The following is a 14,897-nucleotide window of genomic DNA, read 5'->3' on the forward strand; positions in this document are numbered from 1 at the left end:
TTGTGCGGATTGTGTGGGTTGTTACCAGTCCTTGCAGTCCGGGCAGACGAGTCGACCGTCGCCGTCGTGCCAGCGGCGGTCGGTGTCGGTCCCGCAGGCGTCGCAGGTCACGGCCGACGCCGACCACGCGTAGGTCGTCGTCGCGGGGTCGACGGCGGGGTCCGCACTCTCGACTGTCGCGCCCGGGGCGTCCTCGACCGCGTCGGCCCCGTCGCCGCTGTCCGCGTCGTCGAGAAATTCGTCCAGCGAGGCGTCGTCCATGGTGGTGGTCGGGTGTCGCGGCTCTTAGAGGTGACGGGGAACCACGAGACACAAGTACCGGCGGCCGTAAGCGCGGATATGGTTGACGTCATCGGGAACATCACCGAGATGATTACGCAGTTCACGAACATCGCACTGAGCGACCCACTGAGTGCCGTCTCGCTCGCCTTCGGGTCGCTGTTCATCGCCGTCTCCGTCGGGGCGTTCGCGTATCTGGCCCTCGGTGCCGCCGTCGACCTCGTTACGCCCGAGCGGAGTCGAGAGCCGCCCCAGCGAGCTCGATAGCCTGCTCGATATCCGGGCCGAGCGGCGCGCCCACGACGAAACTGTCGGCGTACTCCAAGACTGCCGCCATCTGCTCTTCTACCGCGTCCGGCGTCCCCGCGATGGAGAACGCCTCCAGCATCTCCGCCGTCACGAGGCCGAACGCCTCGGTGAACTCGCCCGCCTCGATGGCCGACCCGACGGCCTCGGCACGCTCGTGGTCGATATCGTGCCGGTCGAGTACCGGGGGGGCGGCCCCGCCGACGATGAACGCAACCGGCGGGCGGGCGGCCTCCCGGGCCGCCTCGCCGTCCTCGGCGACACTGACGCTCGCGTAGGCGGCGAAGTCGAACTCGCCCCGTTCGGCCGGTCGGTCGGCCAACCCCTGTTCGACTTGGTCGGCCGCCCACTCGAAGTCGCGGGGGTGTGACCCGTTGTAGAGGACGCCGTCGGCGTGTTTCGCGCTCATCCGTATCATGTGTGGCCCTTGGGCACCGACGTACACCGGGACCGTCCCGGGCACGTCGTACTCCAGTTCCGCACCGTCGGCCCGGAAGGTGCCGTCGGCGTCCACCGCCTCGCCGTCCCAGAGGTCCTGTGCGACCTTGAACGACTCCAGCACGCGCCGGAGGGGTTTCTCGCGGTCGACGCCCAACGCCGAGAGCGTCGAGCGGTCGCCCGGCCCGATGCCCATCACGGCGCGCCCGTCGCTGACTTCCTGTATCGTCGCCACTCGGGAGGCGAGCGGAACGGGGTGTGTCTCGTAGGGGTTCGCCGCCGCCGGACCCAGTGCCACGTCGTCGGTAGCCGCGGCGATGCGCGAGAGCGCGACGAAGGGGTCACGGTTGAAGTAGTGACAGGCGGCGAAGACGGTGTCGAAGCCGACCGTCTCGGCCGTCACTGCGAAGTCGGTAACCTCGGCTATCGGATGTTCGGGGGTGAGTTCTATCGCGTTCATGAGTCGTCAGTCCAGTTCCGCAGTGCCTGCCGCACGTAGTCGGTCTCCGGGTCCCGGAAGAGTTCGTCGCTGCCGTCGTGGTCGCCGAACGACCAGTCGCGGACGACTGCCACGGGCGTCCCGCCCGCGCCCTCGCCGGTCACGAGGTTGCCCGCCGCCGCGAGTTCGTCCACCACCGCCTCGACGGTCACGCCGAGTTCCCGGCCGTCCCGGTCGGACTCACCGCGCCAGTCCCTGCTCGCGGGCATCCCGGCCCATCCGAGTGCCACGCCACGCTGGCCGTGGCGGAACGGCCGCCCCGACGTGTCGGTGACGATTACCGGCACGCCCAGTGCCGCGTGGAGTCGCTCGGCACTCGCCGTGGGGTCCTCGGGGAGCAAGAGCAGGTCCGCGTCCGGAACGTTCGAGCGGTCGATGCCCGCGTTCACAGTGATGTGCCCGAACCGCGTGACCGCGAGCAGGAACGGACACTCGAGCAGCAGTTCCTCGCTCTCGTCGAGGACTGCCTGCGCGAACCGCGGGTCCTTGGACTCGCCGGTCGCGTCTTCGATGCGGCGCGCGATGGCACGGGCGCGTTCGCCCGCCGGGAACGCCGTCAGGTCCGCCTGCCGCCCTGCCGCCTTCGAGACGACGGTACTCGCGACGAGCACCACGTCGTCCGGTCGGAGGTCGACCTGCTCGGCGACGAGCGCGCCGACATCGTCGCCCGGCCGAATCTCCGGCAGCCCCGGAACCGCGAAAACCTCCATACCCGCACTGGGCGATGCCTCGGGAAAAACGCCGCGTTACGAGCAAGGACGGCGAACACCGGCAACTTTAGCCGGCACCCGGGCGGGGTCGTCGTGACACTGCTGGCGTTGACGACGACCCACACGGACGCCTCACCTATCAATTTACATACGGCCGGAAGACGACGGCAGTTTTTATTATCGACATATAAAAGACGGTGACTCGGTGGCCGTGACCTATCAAATAAGGCAGTCGGTACAAGTGGGTTTAGGCCCGATTGAGGGGTAGAGGTGCTTCAGGTGTCAACGGTTGCTCGGGTTCGGCAGTGTGTGCCGGGGCGGCTCCCGGTCACACTGCTTCCGGTGGCGTACGTGTTCACCGCGGAGGCGTGGTACATGCTGAACCGCGCCGAGTCTGTCCTCCCGCTCGCGTGGCTCGTGCCACTGAACCTCGGCCTGCTGGCCTACGCGCTGGAGGAACTCGTCACGCTGTGGCAAACCGTCGTCGTGCTGTCGGTTGCCCGCGTCCTGTTCGTGCCCGTCCTGTTGCTGGCCGGGATGGACGACTTCGCGCTGTTCTACGTGCTGTTCGTGGCACCAGTGGACCTGTTGATTCCGGTCGGCCTCTGGCACGCCACCGACCGAGGACCGCGCGCCAGTACCGCCTGACGCACCTCCCCCAACACCACCCCCTTTCCCCACCCCATTCACGCTCTATTCCCCTTCGTGCAGTTCGACCGTGAGCGTCCCGTCCGTGACTCGTACAGTCAACATCGACACGCGCGTCGCCGGCCCCGCACCGGTCGCCGTGCCGGGATTGAGCAGTCGCACGCCCCCGACTGTCGTGTCGAGGACCTCGTGCGTGTGCCCGGCGACACCGACGGTCAGCCCGTCGCCGGCGTGTTCACGAACGGTCTCGGCCACCCGCTGTTCGTAGCCCGGGGGACCGCCGTCGCCGTGGGTCACGACGAACTCCACGCCGCCGAGTTCGACTGTCGCGACGCGTGGCAGGCCCAGTCCGTAGTCGGTGTTTCCGCCGACCGCAGTCAGGTCGGTCGCCACGTCCTCGAACGTGGCGAGCGCGGGGGCGGAGTCGAAATCTCCCGCGTGGATGGTGTGGTCCGCCGCCCGGACGCGTTCGCGCACCCACCTCGGTATCTCGGGTGCCCGCGACGGCACGTGCGTATCACTGACGAGTGCGACATCCATGCGAGCCGGTTGGGTCCCCACCGACAAACCGTCCGGGGACTTATCTCCGCGCCGCACCCACGCCCGCTATGACCGAGACGCACGTCGTCACCTGCTTCCTCCGCCACCGGGGCGACGTTCTCCTCCTCCGACGGAGCGAGGCCGTCGGTTCGTACACCGGACGGTGGGGCGGCGTCGCGGGCCACGTCGCCGACGACGCGGGCCGGGACCGGACCCCCGAGGCCGCCGCACGCGCCGAAATCAGCGAGGAGACGGGACTGGCCGACGCGTGTTCGCTCGTCCGCCGTGGCGACCCGTTCACCGTGACCGACGCCGAACTCGGCCGGGAGTGGCTCGTCCACCCCTTCCTGTTCGACTGTAACTCGCGCGACGTGACCACCAACGAGGAGACGGCGGCCGTCGAGTGGGTGTCCCCGACGGCCATCCTCCGCCGCGAGACGGTGCCGGACCTCTGGACCTCTTACGACCGCGTGCGGCCGACGGCCGAGTCGGTTGCGGCCGACCGCACCCACGGGTCCGCCTACATCTCGGTCCGCGCCCTCGAAGTCTTGCGGGACGAGGCCGGACTCGCGACCGAGCGCGGCGGTGACTGGGCGGCAATCGCAGAGACGGCCCGCGAACTCCGGGCGGCCCGGCCGACGATGACGGCCCTCGGGAACCGCGTCAACCGCGCGATGGCGGCGGCCACGGACCGGACGCCGCGCGCCGTCGAACGCGCCGCGAGTGCGGCCATCGAAACCGCGCTCGACGCCGACGACGCCGCGGCCGAGACGGCCGCCACGATTGTCGGCGGCGACCGACTCGTCACGCTCTCTCGGTCGGGGACCGTCGAGCGGGCACTCGCGCTTGCCGACCCCGAGTCCGTGCTGGTCGCCGAGTCCCGGCCCGGCGGCGAGGGCGTCGGCGTCGCGGAACGACTCGCACCCGACCACGACGTGACGCTGTGTCCCGACGCCGCGCTCGCCCACGAACTCGCGACCGACGCCTACGACGCCGTGCTGGTCGGTGCCGACACGGTCCTCCTGGACGGGCGCGTACTCAACAAGGCCGGAACGCGGGCGGTGGCCCTCGCCGCCGACCACGAGGGTGTGCCGGTCTATGCCGTCGCCGCTGCCGCCAAGGTGAGCCCCGACCCGGACCCCCGTTTCGAGTCCGCCGACTCCGCTGACGTGTACGACGGCCCGGCCGACCTGTCGGTTCACGCCCCGCTGTTCGACGTGACGCCCGCCCCTCTGCTCGCAGGGGTCATCACCGAGGACGGCCTGCTGGACGCCAGCGACGTGGCGGCCGTCGCCGAGCAACACCGGGCACGCAGAGACTGGTAGCACAACACCCAAATCCGGCCGCCGTCTACCCTCGCTGGGCGGCAGTGACGAGGGTTACCCCCACCGAGCCCCGTGTGACGAGGTTTTTTCCCGAGCCGCCCTCTCCGACTCGTGACCGGCCCGTCCCGTCAGACGACAGTCGGGTCGGCGGAGTCACAGGTAGAGATACGGCTAAGTGCGAGAGCGTCGTAACTCCGACCAGCGTGTCTACGGGTGGAGACGCGCAGCGGAGGGCTCGAATGGTACTCGAACACTACTCTCGGGGAGTGACACAGCACCGTGACCGCGAGCGAGTGGTGACGCATCGCTCGACGTGCCCGGACTGTGAGGGCCGCGTCGTCGACGGACAGGGACTCCTCTACTGTCGCGGCTGTCGCTGGACTGGTCGCGTCGTCTAACGCACGTTTTTTGAGTACAGTCGCCGCTCGATGGCGGCGTGTCGATAAAGAATCGAGGTGAGTGGTCGAGTGCGGGAACCGACCCGCTACGCTCCCCGTTCGCCGTTCCGAGGCACTCGCAGTGCTCGTGCCTCGCTGGTTCGCGGGCGAGGCCCGCTCTCTGTTTGGAGGACTCGCTCCGCTCGTCCTCCCTCTAGTCGTCTGCGGGCGCGCCGCTACCGTCGTCTGCCTTCTTCTTCGTGTGCGAGAGCTTGCCACCGTCGGCCAGAATCTCGCGTTCGCGCTCGGAGGCGTCGAGCGTCGCGGTGAGTTCCCAGTCGTCGTTGACGCGGACGGTGAACTCTTCCTGCCCGGAGCGGACGGCCTCGGCCACGTCGTCGACGACTTCGATGTCGTCGCCCTGTTCGATGTTCTCGTAGTCGGCCTCGTCGATTTCCAGCGGGAGGAGACCGAAGTTGAACAGGTTGGCCTTGTGGATGCGGGCGAAGCTCTGTGCGAGGACGCCCTCGACACCGAGGTACATCGGACAGAGGGCCGCGTGTTCACGCGAGGAGCCCTGTCCGTAGTTCTCGCCGGCGACGAGGAAGCCGCCGTCGGAGTCGAGCGCGCGCTGTGCGAAGTCCTCGTCGACGCGCGAGAGCGTGAACTCCGAGAGCTTCGGGATGTTCGACCGGTACATCAGGATGTCCTGCGTGGCAGGGATGATGTGGTCGGTCGTGATGTTGTCCTCCATCTTCAGGAGGGCCGGTCCTTCGAGGTGGGCGTCGAGTTCGTCCTTCAGCGGCACGTCGCCGATGTTCGGCCCCTTGACGAGGCTGTCGTCGACGGGGTCGTCGGGCGTGATGATGTCGTTCTCGGCACCCTCGTAGGCGTCGGGCAGTTCGAACCCGGGGTCTTCGAGGTCGCCGAGTTCGTCGGCGAGGTCACGCGGGTCGACGATTTCGCCCTTGATGGCCGCCGCAGTGGCGACCTCCGGCGAACAGAGGTAGACGTTGTCGTCCTCGATACCCGAGCGACCCTCGAAGTTGCGGTTGAACGTCCGCAGCGAGACGGAGTCGCTCCCGGGCACGTGGCCGATACCGATACAGGCACCACAGGTGGACTCGGAGTAGTTGACACCGGCGGCCATCATCTCGGCCGTCCAGCCCTCACGGGCGAGCATCTCGCTGGCCTTCTTCGAGCCGGGCGCGACGATCATCTCCATGTCACGCTGGATCGAACGCCCCTCGAGCATCTTCGCCGCGGGCAGCACGTCCTCGTACCCGCCGTTGGTACAGGAGCCGATGATGACCTGGTCGACGTCCTGACCCGCGACCTCACGAACCGGCACAACGTTGTCGGGCATCGACGGCTCGGCGATGAGTGGCTCAAGCTCCGAGAGGTCGATCGTGACTTGGTCCGCGTACTCGGCGTCCTCGTCGGGCTGGACCTCCTCGAACTCGTCGGCCCGGCCGACCTTCTCGAGGTACTCCTTCGTGCGCTCGTCGGTGGGGAAGATACTCGACGTCGCGCCGAGTTCCGTACCCATGTTCGTGATAGTCATGCGCTCCGGTGCCGACAGCGTCTCGACGCCTGGCCCGGTGTACTCGAAAATCTTGTCGACGCCACCCTTCACCGAGAGACGCCGCAGCATCTCGAGGATGACGTCTTTGGCCGTCGCCCACGCGGGGAGCTCGCCCTCGAGGCGGACGTTGACGACTTCCGGCATCTCGATGTAGTAGGCACCGCCACCCATGGCGACGGCCACGTCCAGCCCACCCGAACCGATTGCGAGTTCCCCGAGTCCGCCGGGCGTCGGGGTGTGGGAGTCCGACCCCAGCATCGTCTTGCCGGGCGCGGCGAAGTTCTCGCGGTGGACGTTGTGACAGATACCGTTGCCCGGACGCGAGAAGTACGCGCCGAACGTGCCTGCCGCAGAGCGGAGGAAGCGGTGGTCGTCCGTGTTCTTGAAGTCGAACTGGTAGGTCTGGTGGTCACAGTACTGTGCCGCCAGTTCCGTCTGGACCTCGTCCAGCCCCAGTGCCTCGAACTGCAGCCATACGAGCGTCCCGGTCGTGTCCTGTGTCAGCACCTGGTCGATCTCGATTCCAATCTCCTCGCCGGTTTCGAGTTCACCGTCGACGAGGTGGTCGTCGAGAATCTTTTCTGTAAGCGTCTGTCCCATAACGTTCCCACTTCGACTGTCCGCGGTGATAAATCATTTGAGTCTCCGCCGGGCACGTATACTGCATCCCTAGTACACCTTTGACATCCTCCGTATCGCTCCATATCGGTCCGGTCTCGGTCGAACCGGCAGGGTTTTGCCCGCGCTGGTCCGCCACTCGGCCATGTTCCGCAGTGGCGCGTTCGTCGCCGACCACCTCGGTGACCTCCGCGAGTCACAGGTTCAACCGAACGGCGTCGACCTCACGCTGGGCACCGTCTTCGAGCAGACTGACCCGGGCCGCATCGAGCGCGGCGACAAGACAGTCGGTGCCCGCCGCGAACTCGACGCCGAGGACGGCGTGTTCACGCTCTCGCCCGGTGGGTACGTCGTCCGCTACGCCGAGCGTATCGCGATACCCGACGAACACGTCGGCTTCCTCTACCCGCGCTCGTCGCTCCTGCGCAACTCCTGTATGCTGAACACGGCCGTCTGGGACGCGGGCTACGAGGGCCGCGGCGAGGGGCTGTTGCAGGTCCACCACGACATCGAACTCGAACGCGGCGCGCGCATCGCCCAACTCACGCTCGCGGCGGCCGACCACGACGGGACCTACGACGGCTCCTACCAGCGCGAACACTTGTAGTACCGCCAAACACTAGTACTCGCTCCCGGAATATCAGCCGAGATGACACGGTTCGGGTGGGTACTCTGTCTGGTGGTTCTCGGTGCTGTCGCCGGTGGCGCGGCGGCCGGGAGTGTGGCGGCCGTCACGGACGACGGTGCTGCCTCGACCGCTGCCGCGAGCGAGCAGACGACGAACGTCTCCATCTCGACACTTACCGGGCCACAGCGGTTGTTCGTCGCTGCACGGGAAGCGGAGACAGCGGACGAAATACAGAACGTGTCCACGACGGAATCCGAGGTGGTCTACCCCCGGGCGACGCTCGTCGTCTTGCTGTCGGCACCCGACCTCCAAACGGCCGTCAGCCGACAGTCCGGTGACGATACGAGCGAACGTCTCCGCTCGCTGCTCGCGAGCGACCGCGCCGTACTCCGTTCGTCACAGAGTGGGGTGGTCGACACACCGAAGACGCTTGCACTCACCGACAGTGCCGCGACGACGGCGGTGCGAGTGAACGCCGACATCGTCGCGTTGGCGGTGAACGTTTCGCGCCTGTCGGCGATGCACGACCGGAACGGCAACGGCCTCGCCGACGACGGCGGTACCGCGTCCGTCCAGCCGCCAGAATCGTATCGACTGCGCTTCACCTACGAGGGCACCACGGCACGGACGGATATCCGGTTCGAAAACCCTTCGGCGACCCTCGCCCCCACCACAGAGGGTCCGTTATCGTTTCTCGCGGGCGCAGGCCAGTCAGTGTCCGGCACGACGACGCTCCCCGCCGGCACGAACCTCTCTGTCGTCTTCACGACTACCGGCGACCCTTCGTTCGTCCAGACGCGCCGAGCCACGGTCGACGACGATTCGACGTTTACTGCCACGTTCGACCTCTCGGATGCCCCGGCTGGGACGAACGTGACCGTCGTCGTCCGCCGTGGCGACCGGACGCTCGGCGGCCGGACGGGGCGAATCGAGACGCCCAGTGCGACCGCACGCGTCCCGTCGCGGGTTTCGCCGGGAGACATCCTCCGAATCCGAAGCCCTACGTCCTCTCACCCCGGATTCCTCGTCGTCAGGCGAAACACGACGGACGGCGAGATACTCGCGGCTCGCTCGTTCGGTGCCGGGGAGAGCGAGACACGATTGATTCCGGTGGACCGGTCCGCCGACCGCCTCGTGGTGCAGGCTTATCTCGACATCGACGGGAACGGGCGACTCGACGCCGACGGCCCTGACCGACTGTTCGACCCCACCGGTCCGCCGCTGGCGACCGTCGACGTCGGCCCGCCGCCACCCGACACGACGACTCGAACACGCACCGCGACGCCGATGCCAGAGACCGAGACGACGACCGACACGGCGACTGCGGCCACCGACACCGCGACGCCCACACGACCCGACCGGGGACAGACCACCGTCGTCGTCACGCCGACGAGTGGGCCGGGCTTCGGCGTCGGGACGGCCCTCGCGGCACTCGTCCTGTTCCTCCTCGGGCGGCGGTGAGTGGTCCCGGGTCGCCGCCCGCCTTCGTCCCCGGCTCACTCAGTTCGCCCGCGTGGCGAACTGTTCGCGGACCTTCTCGACTTTCGGCCGGACGTTGGCCGCACAGTAGGGCTTGTTCGGATGTTTCTCGAAGTAGTTCTGATGCTTCGCCTCCGCCTCGTAGAACGTCTCCAGCGGCTCGACTTCGGTCACGATGGGGTCGTCGTAGACGCCCTCTCGCTCCAGTTCGTCGACGAACGCCTCGACAGTCTCGCGTTGGGCTTCGTCGTGGTAGTAGACGGCCGAGCGGTACTGGCTCCCCACGTCAGGCCCTTCCCTGTCCTTGGTCGTGGGCGTGTGGATGCTGAAGAACACTTCGAGCAAGTCCTCGTACGCCACGATATCGGGGTCGTAGGTTACCTGCACCGCCTCGGCGTGGCCCGTCGACCCCGAACAGACCTGCCTGTAGGTCGGGTCCTCGACGTGGCCGCCGCAGTAGCCGGACGTGGCCTCGTGGACGCCGTCGAGTTCTTCGAGTGCCGCCTCGATGCACCAGAAACAGCCACCGGCGAGCGTCGCCCGTTCGTGGTCGTCCGTCATGCCCATCGGTAGGGGCTGGACGGCGTTAAGTGCCGCGCCGCTCAGTCCACGCGGTCGAGGACCTGCCGTCCGACCGACCGCGTGTACTTCCCGATGTACCGCCGCGCCGAGGTAGACTCCCCGACCGGCCGCGTCCGACCCGCCGCGAGCGCGTCGAGGATAGCGTCGGCGGAGAGTTCGTCCGCCGTGTCCGGTAGTTCGACCTCGGTGCAGCCACGACCGACCGTCTCGGGCGTGTGGGCGTCGCTCGCGCCGAGTTGCGGATAATCGTTGCGAGCGGCGAACAGTTTCGCCCGCCGGTTCTGGATACCGGTCATCGACCACGCGTTGAATACTTCGATGCCATCACACGCCGTGAGGTCCCGCTTCCGGACGCCGTGACGGCTGAGTTGGAAGGGGTGGGGAACAACTGCGAGGCCGCCCTGGTTGCGGATGCGGGCGACGCTCGTGGCCAACGGCTCACCGACCGGCGGCCGGTCGCGGATTCCGATGCCGAGGACGTGCCCGTCGGCCGTCGACACCTCGACGCCGGGGACGACGGTCACGTCGTAGCGTTCCTGCAGTGAGACGGCTTCACGCGCGGCGACGGTCGTGTCGTGGTCGGTGATGGCAACGGCGTCGAGCGGACCGTTGTGACAGTGCGTGAGGAGTTCGCGGACGGACCCGTGCCCGTCGTAGGAGGCTCCCGTGTGGACGTGCGGGTCGAGTTGGATGGTCGCTGTCTCGGTCATCAACTGCCCCCAATCCACCCGAGTGCCAACGACAGGCTCAGGGCGGCCGCGGTCAGCGCGAGTCCGCCCGCGAGCAGGTGGCCGGTCCACGTCTTGTAGCTCTTGTATCCCGAGACCATCAGCGGACAGGTGAGGAGGATGGGTACGGCAGCCAGCCACCCGTTCCACGCGGCGACGAACACGTCGAGGTAGTACGTGAGCAGGACGGCGAAGTTGACGTGGACGACGGTGAACCCGACGTAGTAGCTCTCTCCCTCGGACTCACCGAAGCCGTCACTCGCGTGTCGAACGAGGCGGAGACCGCCGAACGCGAGGATGGCGAACCCGACGAACACGGTCATCCACACGGACGGCGAGAGCGCGACGTGATAGAGGAGTGCCCCGGTCACGAGGTACGCGAACACGTCGATGAACGAGTCGACCTGTCGCCCGAACGGCGACGAGAGGCCGTTCGCACGGGCGTAGTACCCGTCGAGTTTGTCGAACACGAAGGCACCGAACATCACGAGCACGGCCACGTCGACTGCTCCGCGCAGGAACAACACCGCACTCGACCACGCGAACAACAACGCGACGAGACTCAAGTAGTCGGCACCCGTCAACCGCCCGAACAACTGCATTCCAACTGAACTGTCCCAACGGCGTTCCATCTGCGTGACGACTACCTCGGGGAGTGCCCATCCGGATGGACTGGTTTCGTCGGACATGTCCTCACTCGCTCGTTCCGGCCGAAAATATATAATTCCCCATTATATAAATATATGTAGAAGATTATATTTACACGGACCGCTACGCACTGGGGGTGAGGTGTCGGTGGCGGTGGCGTTCCCAGCCACCGATGCCGGCACTGCTGAACCGTTCGGTCGGTCGAAACCCGAGGCCGCGAAAGGCCGCCCGAGACGGAAGGTTGTCCGGGGCGACGAGCGCGCTGATGCGTTCGGCACCGAGTTCGTCGGCGGCGGCCGCCACCGCCCGTGCGATTATCGCCGTCCCGATACCGCACTCCCGTTCCGCGGGGACGACGAAGAGCCGCCAGAGGTACGCCCCGGACAACGCCACTCGCCTGTCGAGTTCCGGCACGTACACCGGCCGATTGCTGAGACAGCAGTACCCGACTGCCTCACCGTCCCGCTCGGCGCGTACGAGGACATCCTCGGGTGACAGCGGTGCGTCCGCCAACCGGTCCGGTACCCACGTGTCGGCGGGCACGATGTCGAGGCGGACGCCCTGGGGATACTGTGGCGTGGTATCGCCGGCCGCCCGCTCGAACCGGTCCAGCTGTGCGACGAAGACACCGGCGTCGGCCAGTCTGTGGGCGAGCCGGCGGACGGCCGCGTGGCGGGTCACGCGCCAGAGTCCCGACCGAACCAGCAGGGACGTGCGAGCCATACGGCGACGTTCGTCGTCGCCCTACATTGCGGTTGCGAGCCGATACCGAATCCCCAACAGAACGTACCCATCGATAGTGCTATAGAGGACCAGTCCGTTGAAATGATAGCCATGATGACGCCGACTCACGCCTTCGTCGGCGCGCTCCTCGGCGCGACGACAGTGCTGTTCGCGCCGTCCCTCACGCCGACTGCCGTCGTCGTCGGGTTCGTCGGTGGTGCCCTCCCGGATATCGACTTGCTGGCGACTCACCGTCGCTCCACACACTATCCCGTCTACGCGACGGCCGCGGCCCTCCCCGTGATGGCCGCTGTCGCCGTCGCTCCGTCGCCGGCCGGTGTCCTCTTCGCCGTCTTCCTCGCCAGTGCGGCCACACACGCTCTCATGGACGCCCTCGGCGGTGGCGTCGAGGTGCGGCCGTGGGAGGCCACCTCCGAGAAGGGCGTGTTCAACCACGCGACCGGCCGCTGGATAGTCCCGCGCCGGTGGGTCCGCTACGCCGGTGCCCCGGAGGACCTCGCGCTGGCGGTGCTGTGCTGCCTCCCGACTCTGCTCGTGGTCAGTGGCCGACTTCGCCTCGCCCTGCTCGCAGTCCTCTGTTGTTCCGGGCTGTTCACCGCCGTCCGCCGTCGGCTGTCTGGCCTCACGGAGCGTCTCTTCGCCGACGCCGCCGACGCCTGACTCATTCCTCGTCCTCTCGCTCCCACGCCCACACCGCGACGCCGCCGTGGATGCCGAGCAACATTCCTATCAGGAGACCGCCGAGCGCGGTGAGCAGCGACAACAGGGCCATCGCCGTCCCGACGATGCCGACGATAGACGACTCCTCGGGCATCGCCAGCGCGGCGATACCGGACAGCACCATCAACAGCGCGACGACCAGCCCGATGCTCGTGTAGGCACCGCCGATGAGCAGCAGGTCACGGGCGTACCCACCGGAGACGTACGTGACCATCAGCCCGCCGAGAATCAGGAGGACGCCGCCGCCGAACGGTCGTCCCCGTCGCCACCGGTTGGCACGCGCGAGCCGTCGTCGACTCACGGTCGAAACGGCCGCCAGTAGCCCGTTTCCGTGGCTGTGCGTGTCGCCGTCGCTCATGTGAACTGATACTCGAACGTTCCGTCGTCGTTGGGGTCGTACTGGACGCCGAGTTGGACGCTCGCCAGCGGGACGGAGTCGGCCGCGAGGTAGTGTGACTGGATTTTGACTGTCCCGAGTGTCAGCCCGTCCTGCCCCGCCGACGCGTTCAAATCGACCAGCGACCGCGTGGGATCAGCCGGCGACCCGGGACCAGTGGCGACACGGAGTTGCCGTCTCGAGTCGGGGTCCTGTCGCTCGTCGGCGATGAAACCGTTGAACGTCGAGGTGTCGGCCCGGAGCGACGAGGCCTTGAACAGAAGCTGGTTCGTGTTGAACGTGTTCCCGCCGTTCAGGCGTATCTGTGCGGTCCCACTGAGCCCGGGAAGCCCGCTCACGTCGATGTCCTTCGTCAGCACGATGTTACTGAACTCGACCTGTGACAGTTCGAGGATGAGCGTGGGGTACTGTTCCGAAGTCTGGGTCGACTCACAGGGCAAGTCCGACAGTGCCGACGCCGGAATCTGCTGTTGCGTATCCGTCCCACCCGTTGGTGGACCCGCCCACGTTACGTCGAGTGACTGGCCACCGATGCCTTGGAAGTAGTCGACCCTGATGCTGTGTTCGCCACTTTCCAGACTCGTGAGGCCGAACTCCGTTTCTGCGGCGTGGTTACCGCCATTATCGACCACAAGCTCTTCGTCGACGAACAGTTGACTTCCGTCGTCGGACGTGGTCGTGAAGTTGTACGTACCACTGGTCGGGACATCGAGACACTTCCGGAACCGGAGCCCGTAGTTGTTGCTTCTCCTTCTGAGGCTGATGTCGTTGAGGCTGGTCGTATTACCGACTTCGGCGAGGTTGTACCGACCGAACGACGGCATTCCCTCGATGACGCGCTCGAACGTCCCCGACTCGTAGTACCGGTAGCTCGGGTCCCTCACTGTGTCGTAGGAGAGGACGGAACTGTCGAGTGAGGTTCTCTGGCTGTTGGTATCGGGCCCGGAGTACTCGGCTAGGAGGGACTGTCCGCCCGTCCCCTCGAAGTAATCTACTCGGATATCGTATGTTCCTGGTGAGAGAGATATGGTGTCGGATGTCTCGGGGGGAGTCCTCCCGTCAGATTCGTACCCGTTCGCATCGACCAAGAGATTTCCGTCGATGTAGAGTTGACTCCCGTCGTCGGAATCGAGGTAGAACGTGTAGGTTCCGCCGTTCTGAATCTCGATCTCCTGCTCCATCCGGAGGGCGAACTCGTCACCCTTGTTTGCAGGAAGATTATTTATGTTAAGATTAGAGCCCGACCTGACGTAGTTCGAGTCGGCGTAGTTCGGCATACACGCGAACGTGTCTGGGTTCGTCGTGTCTTGGCCACATCCGCTCGCGCTACTAAATAACCCGGTAGAAACCTCTTGGTGGTAATCTCCCCGGTAGAGCTCATAGTTCGGTTGCTCGACGTCGACGCTTCGCGAGGCAGGGCCGCTCCCACTCGATGTCGGGGAGACGCCGGGGTGAATGTACACGTCCTGTGCAGTCACTTGGTTGGCCTCGACGGTGAACCCGCCGACCCCAGCGATCGGATACGCTACGACCGTCCCCAGATACAACGTGCTGAGGACGATGAGTACGAGTACGCTGTACGCCACCGCAGTCCCCAGTGCGAGCTTCTTCTTGTTGTACATGTTAGCTTGTCCCCCCGAGAGTCG

The 14,897-nt window shown here is 66.6% G+C and carries 18 protein-coding genes; 7 read left to right on the forward strand and 11 right to left on the reverse strand.

Going from position 1 to position 14,897, the window contains the following annotated elements; translation table 11 throughout:
* Nucleotides 1-21: 21 nt before the first annotated feature.
* A complete protein-coding gene (locus tag MUG95_RS09425) occupies nt 22-261 on the reverse strand; it encodes a DUF7573 domain-containing protein (RefSeq protein ID WP_247005966.1) in 240 nt (79 codons plus the stop codon).
* 78 nt (nt 262-339) lie between these two features.
* On the opposite strand from MUG95_RS09425, the gene MUG95_RS09430 reads away from it, so the two are divergent.
* Nucleotides 340-546, forward strand: a complete 207-nt coding sequence (locus MUG95_RS09430; protein ID WP_247005968.1) for a DUF8024 family protein — start codon at nt 340-342, stop codon at nt 544-546.
* On the opposite strand, the gene MUG95_RS09435 is transcribed toward MUG95_RS09430, so the two are convergent.
* Nucleotides 503-1,483, reverse strand: a complete 981-nt coding sequence (locus MUG95_RS09435; protein ID WP_247005970.1) for a 5,10-methylenetetrahydromethanopterin reductase — start codon at nt 1,481-1,483, stop codon at nt 503-505. The genes MUG95_RS09430 and MUG95_RS09435 overlap by 44 nt on opposite strands.
* Nucleotides 1,480-2,232 carry a coenzyme F420-0:L-glutamate ligase gene (locus tag MUG95_RS09440; RefSeq protein ID WP_247005972.1) on the reverse strand — a complete coding sequence of 251 codons (753 nt, stop codon included), beginning with the start codon at nt 2,230-2,232 and terminating at the stop codon, nt 1,480-1,482. Before MUG95_RS09440 ends, MUG95_RS09435 begins: the two co-directional genes overlap by 4 nt.
* A gap of 270 nt (nt 2,233-2,502) precedes the next feature.
* Between MUG95_RS09440 and MUG95_RS09445 the strand changes: the two genes are divergently transcribed.
* Nucleotides 2,503-2,880, forward strand: coding sequence for a hypothetical protein (locus MUG95_RS09445; protein ID WP_247005974.1), 378 nt, complete (start codon nt 2,503-2,505; stop codon nt 2,878-2,880).
* Nucleotides 2,881-2,925: 45 nt separating this feature from the next.
* Here the strand turns inward: MUG95_RS09445 and MUG95_RS09450 are convergent, their stop codons facing one another.
* Complete coding sequence (locus MUG95_RS09450; RefSeq protein ID WP_247005975.1) at nt 2,926-3,420, reverse strand: metallophosphoesterase family protein; 495 nt, start codon at nt 3,418-3,420, stop codon at nt 2,926-2,928.
* Nucleotides 3,421-3,488: 68 nt separating this feature from the next.
* Here MUG95_RS09450 and MUG95_RS09455 point away from each other — a divergent pair, with 68 nt between their 5' ends.
* Together MUG95_RS09455 and MUG95_RS09460 are read left to right on the forward strand one after the other, a co-directional pair.
* Nucleotides 3,489-4,745 (forward strand): eIF2B alpha/beta/delta subunit family protein, encoded by a 1,257-nt coding sequence (locus tag MUG95_RS09455; RefSeq protein ID WP_247005977.1) that lies wholly within the window; start codon nt 3,489-3,491, stop codon nt 4,743-4,745.
* A gap of 239 nt (nt 4,746-4,984) precedes the next feature.
* A complete protein-coding gene (locus MUG95_RS09460) occupies nt 4,985-5,143 on the forward strand; it encodes a hypothetical protein (RefSeq protein ID WP_247005979.1) in 159 nt (52 codons plus the stop codon).
* A gap of 193 nt (nt 5,144-5,336) precedes the next feature.
* On the opposite strand, the gene MUG95_RS09465 is transcribed toward MUG95_RS09460, so the two are convergent.
* A complete protein-coding gene (locus tag MUG95_RS09465) occupies nt 5,337-7,307 on the reverse strand; it encodes an aconitate hydratase (RefSeq protein ID WP_247005981.1) in 1,971 nt (656 codons plus the stop codon).
* A 163-nt stretch (nt 7,308-7,470) separates the two neighbouring features.
* On the opposite strand from MUG95_RS09465, the gene MUG95_RS09470 reads away from it, so the two are divergent.
* Both MUG95_RS09470 and MUG95_RS09475 read left to right on the forward strand, forming a co-directional pair.
* Entirely contained in the window at nt 7,471-7,932 is a 462-nt protein-coding gene (locus MUG95_RS09470; RefSeq protein WP_247005983.1) for a deoxyuridine 5'-triphosphate nucleotidohydrolase, read from the forward strand.
* A 42-nt stretch (nt 7,933-7,974) separates the two neighbouring features.
* Nucleotides 7,975-9,414, forward strand: coding sequence for a BGTF surface domain-containing protein (locus MUG95_RS09475; RefSeq protein ID WP_247005985.1), 1,440 nt, complete (start codon nt 7,975-7,977; stop codon nt 9,412-9,414).
* A 39-nt stretch (nt 9,415-9,453) separates the two neighbouring features.
* On the opposite strand, the gene msrA is transcribed toward MUG95_RS09475, so the two are convergent.
* The 4 genes from msrA to MUG95_RS09495 all read right to left on the reverse strand — a co-directional run bounded on the left by msrA (nt 9,454) and on the right by MUG95_RS09495 (nt 12,113).
* The gene (gene msrA / locus MUG95_RS09480) at nt 9,454-9,993 is read right to left on the reverse strand and encodes a peptide-methionine (S)-S-oxide reductase MsrA (protein ID WP_247005987.1); all 540 of its coding nucleotides are present in this window, start codon (nt 9,991-9,993) and stop codon (nt 9,454-9,456) included.
* A gap of 41 nt (nt 9,994-10,034) precedes the next feature.
* Nucleotides 10,035-10,724, reverse strand: a complete 690-nt coding sequence (locus tag MUG95_RS09485; RefSeq protein ID WP_247005989.1) for a PHP domain-containing protein — start codon at nt 10,722-10,724, stop codon at nt 10,035-10,037.
* Complete coding sequence (locus tag MUG95_RS09490; RefSeq protein ID WP_247005991.1) at nt 10,724-11,431, reverse strand: CDP-alcohol phosphatidyltransferase family protein; 708 nt, start codon at nt 11,429-11,431, stop codon at nt 10,724-10,726. Before MUG95_RS09490 ends, MUG95_RS09485 begins: the two co-directional genes overlap by 1 nt.
* Before the next feature lie 82 nt (nt 11,432-11,513).
* The gene (locus tag MUG95_RS09495) at nt 11,514-12,113 is read right to left on the reverse strand and encodes a GNAT family N-acetyltransferase (RefSeq protein ID WP_247005993.1); all 600 of its coding nucleotides are present in this window, start codon (nt 12,111-12,113) and stop codon (nt 11,514-11,516) included.
* Between the two features lie 111 nt (nt 12,114-12,224).
* Here MUG95_RS09495 and MUG95_RS09500 point away from each other — a divergent pair, with 111 nt between their 5' ends.
* Nucleotides 12,225-12,794 (forward strand): metal-dependent hydrolase, encoded by a 570-nt coding sequence (locus MUG95_RS09500; RefSeq protein ID WP_247006003.1) that lies wholly within the window; start codon nt 12,225-12,227, stop codon nt 12,792-12,794.
* Between the two features lies 1 nt (nt 12,795).
* Here MUG95_RS09500 and MUG95_RS09505 read toward each other — a convergent pair whose 3' ends face one another.
* Both MUG95_RS09505 and MUG95_RS09510 read right to left on the reverse strand, forming a co-directional pair.
* Nucleotides 12,796-13,212 (reverse strand): DUF6114 domain-containing protein, encoded by a 417-nt coding sequence (locus tag MUG95_RS09505; RefSeq protein WP_247006005.1) that lies wholly within the window; start codon nt 13,210-13,212, stop codon nt 12,796-12,798.
* The gene (locus MUG95_RS09510) at nt 13,209-14,873 is read right to left on the reverse strand and encodes a PA14 domain-containing protein (protein ID WP_247006007.1); all 1,665 of its coding nucleotides are present in this window, start codon (nt 14,871-14,873) and stop codon (nt 13,209-13,211) included. Before MUG95_RS09510 ends, MUG95_RS09505 begins: the two co-directional genes overlap by 4 nt.
* Between the last annotated feature and the right edge of the window lie 24 nt (nt 14,874-14,897).

The sequence above is a fragment of the Halorientalis litorea genome, assembly GCF_023028225.1.
GTDB lineage: Archaea > Halobacteriota > Halobacteria > Halobacteriales > Haloarculaceae > Halorientalis > Halorientalis litorea.

Excerpts from the sequence above, each read along its gene's own strand:
- MUG95_RS09505 (WP_247006005.1), bottom strand. The coding sequence starts at position 13,212 with ATGAGCGACGGCGACACGCACAGCCACGGAAACGGGCTACTGGCGGCC.
- MUG95_RS09500 (WP_247006003.1), top strand. The coding sequence starts at position 12,225 with ATGATGACGCCGACTCACGCCTTCGTCGGCGCGCTCCTCGGCGCGACG.
- MUG95_RS09450 (WP_247005975.1), bottom strand. The coding sequence starts at position 3,420 with ATGGATGTCGCACTCGTCAGTGATACGCACGTGCCGTCGCGGGCACCC.
- msrA (WP_247005987.1), bottom strand. The coding sequence starts at position 9,993 with ATGACGGACGACCACGAACGGGCGACGCTCGCCGGTGGCTGTTTCTGG.
- MUG95_RS09465 (WP_247005981.1), bottom strand. The coding sequence starts at position 7,307 with ATGGGACAGACGCTTACAGAAAAGATTCTCGACGACCACCTCGTCGAC.
- MUG95_RS09490 (WP_247005991.1), bottom strand. The coding sequence starts at position 11,431 with ATGTCCGACGAAACCAGTCCATCCGGATGGGCACTCCCCGAGGTAGTC.
- MUG95_RS09440 (WP_247005972.1), bottom strand. The coding sequence starts at position 2,232 with ATGGAGGTTTTCGCGGTTCCGGGGCTGCCGGAGATTCGGCCGGGCGAC.
- MUG95_RS09430 (WP_247005968.1), top strand. The coding sequence starts at position 340 with ATGGTTGACGTCATCGGGAACATCACCGAGATGATTACGCAGTTCACG.
- MUG95_RS09470 (WP_247005983.1), top strand. The coding sequence starts at position 7,471 with ATGTTCCGCAGTGGCGCGTTCGTCGCCGACCACCTCGGTGACCTCCGC.
- MUG95_RS09435 (WP_247005970.1), bottom strand. The coding sequence starts at position 1,483 with ATGAACGCGATAGAACTCACCCCCGAACATCCGATAGCCGAGGTTACC.
- MUG95_RS09425 (WP_247005966.1), bottom strand. The coding sequence starts at position 261 with ATGGACGACGCCTCGCTGGACGAATTTCTCGACGACGCGGACAGCGGC.
- MUG95_RS09495 (WP_247005993.1), bottom strand. The coding sequence starts at position 12,113 with ATGGCTCGCACGTCCCTGCTGGTTCGGTCGGGACTCTGGCGCGTGACC.
- MUG95_RS09475 (WP_247005985.1), top strand. The coding sequence starts at position 7,975 with ATGACACGGTTCGGGTGGGTACTCTGTCTGGTGGTTCTCGGTGCTGTC.
- MUG95_RS09455 (WP_247005977.1), top strand. The coding sequence starts at position 3,489 with ATGACCGAGACGCACGTCGTCACCTGCTTCCTCCGCCACCGGGGCGAC.
- MUG95_RS09510 (WP_247006007.1), bottom strand. The coding sequence starts at position 14,873 with ATGTACAACAAGAAGAAGCTCGCACTGGGGACTGCGGTGGCGTACAGC.
- MUG95_RS09460 (WP_247005979.1), top strand. The coding sequence starts at position 4,985 with ATGGTACTCGAACACTACTCTCGGGGAGTGACACAGCACCGTGACCGC.
- MUG95_RS09485 (WP_247005989.1), bottom strand. The coding sequence starts at position 10,724 with ATGACCGAGACAGCGACCATCCAACTCGACCCGCACGTCCACACGGGA.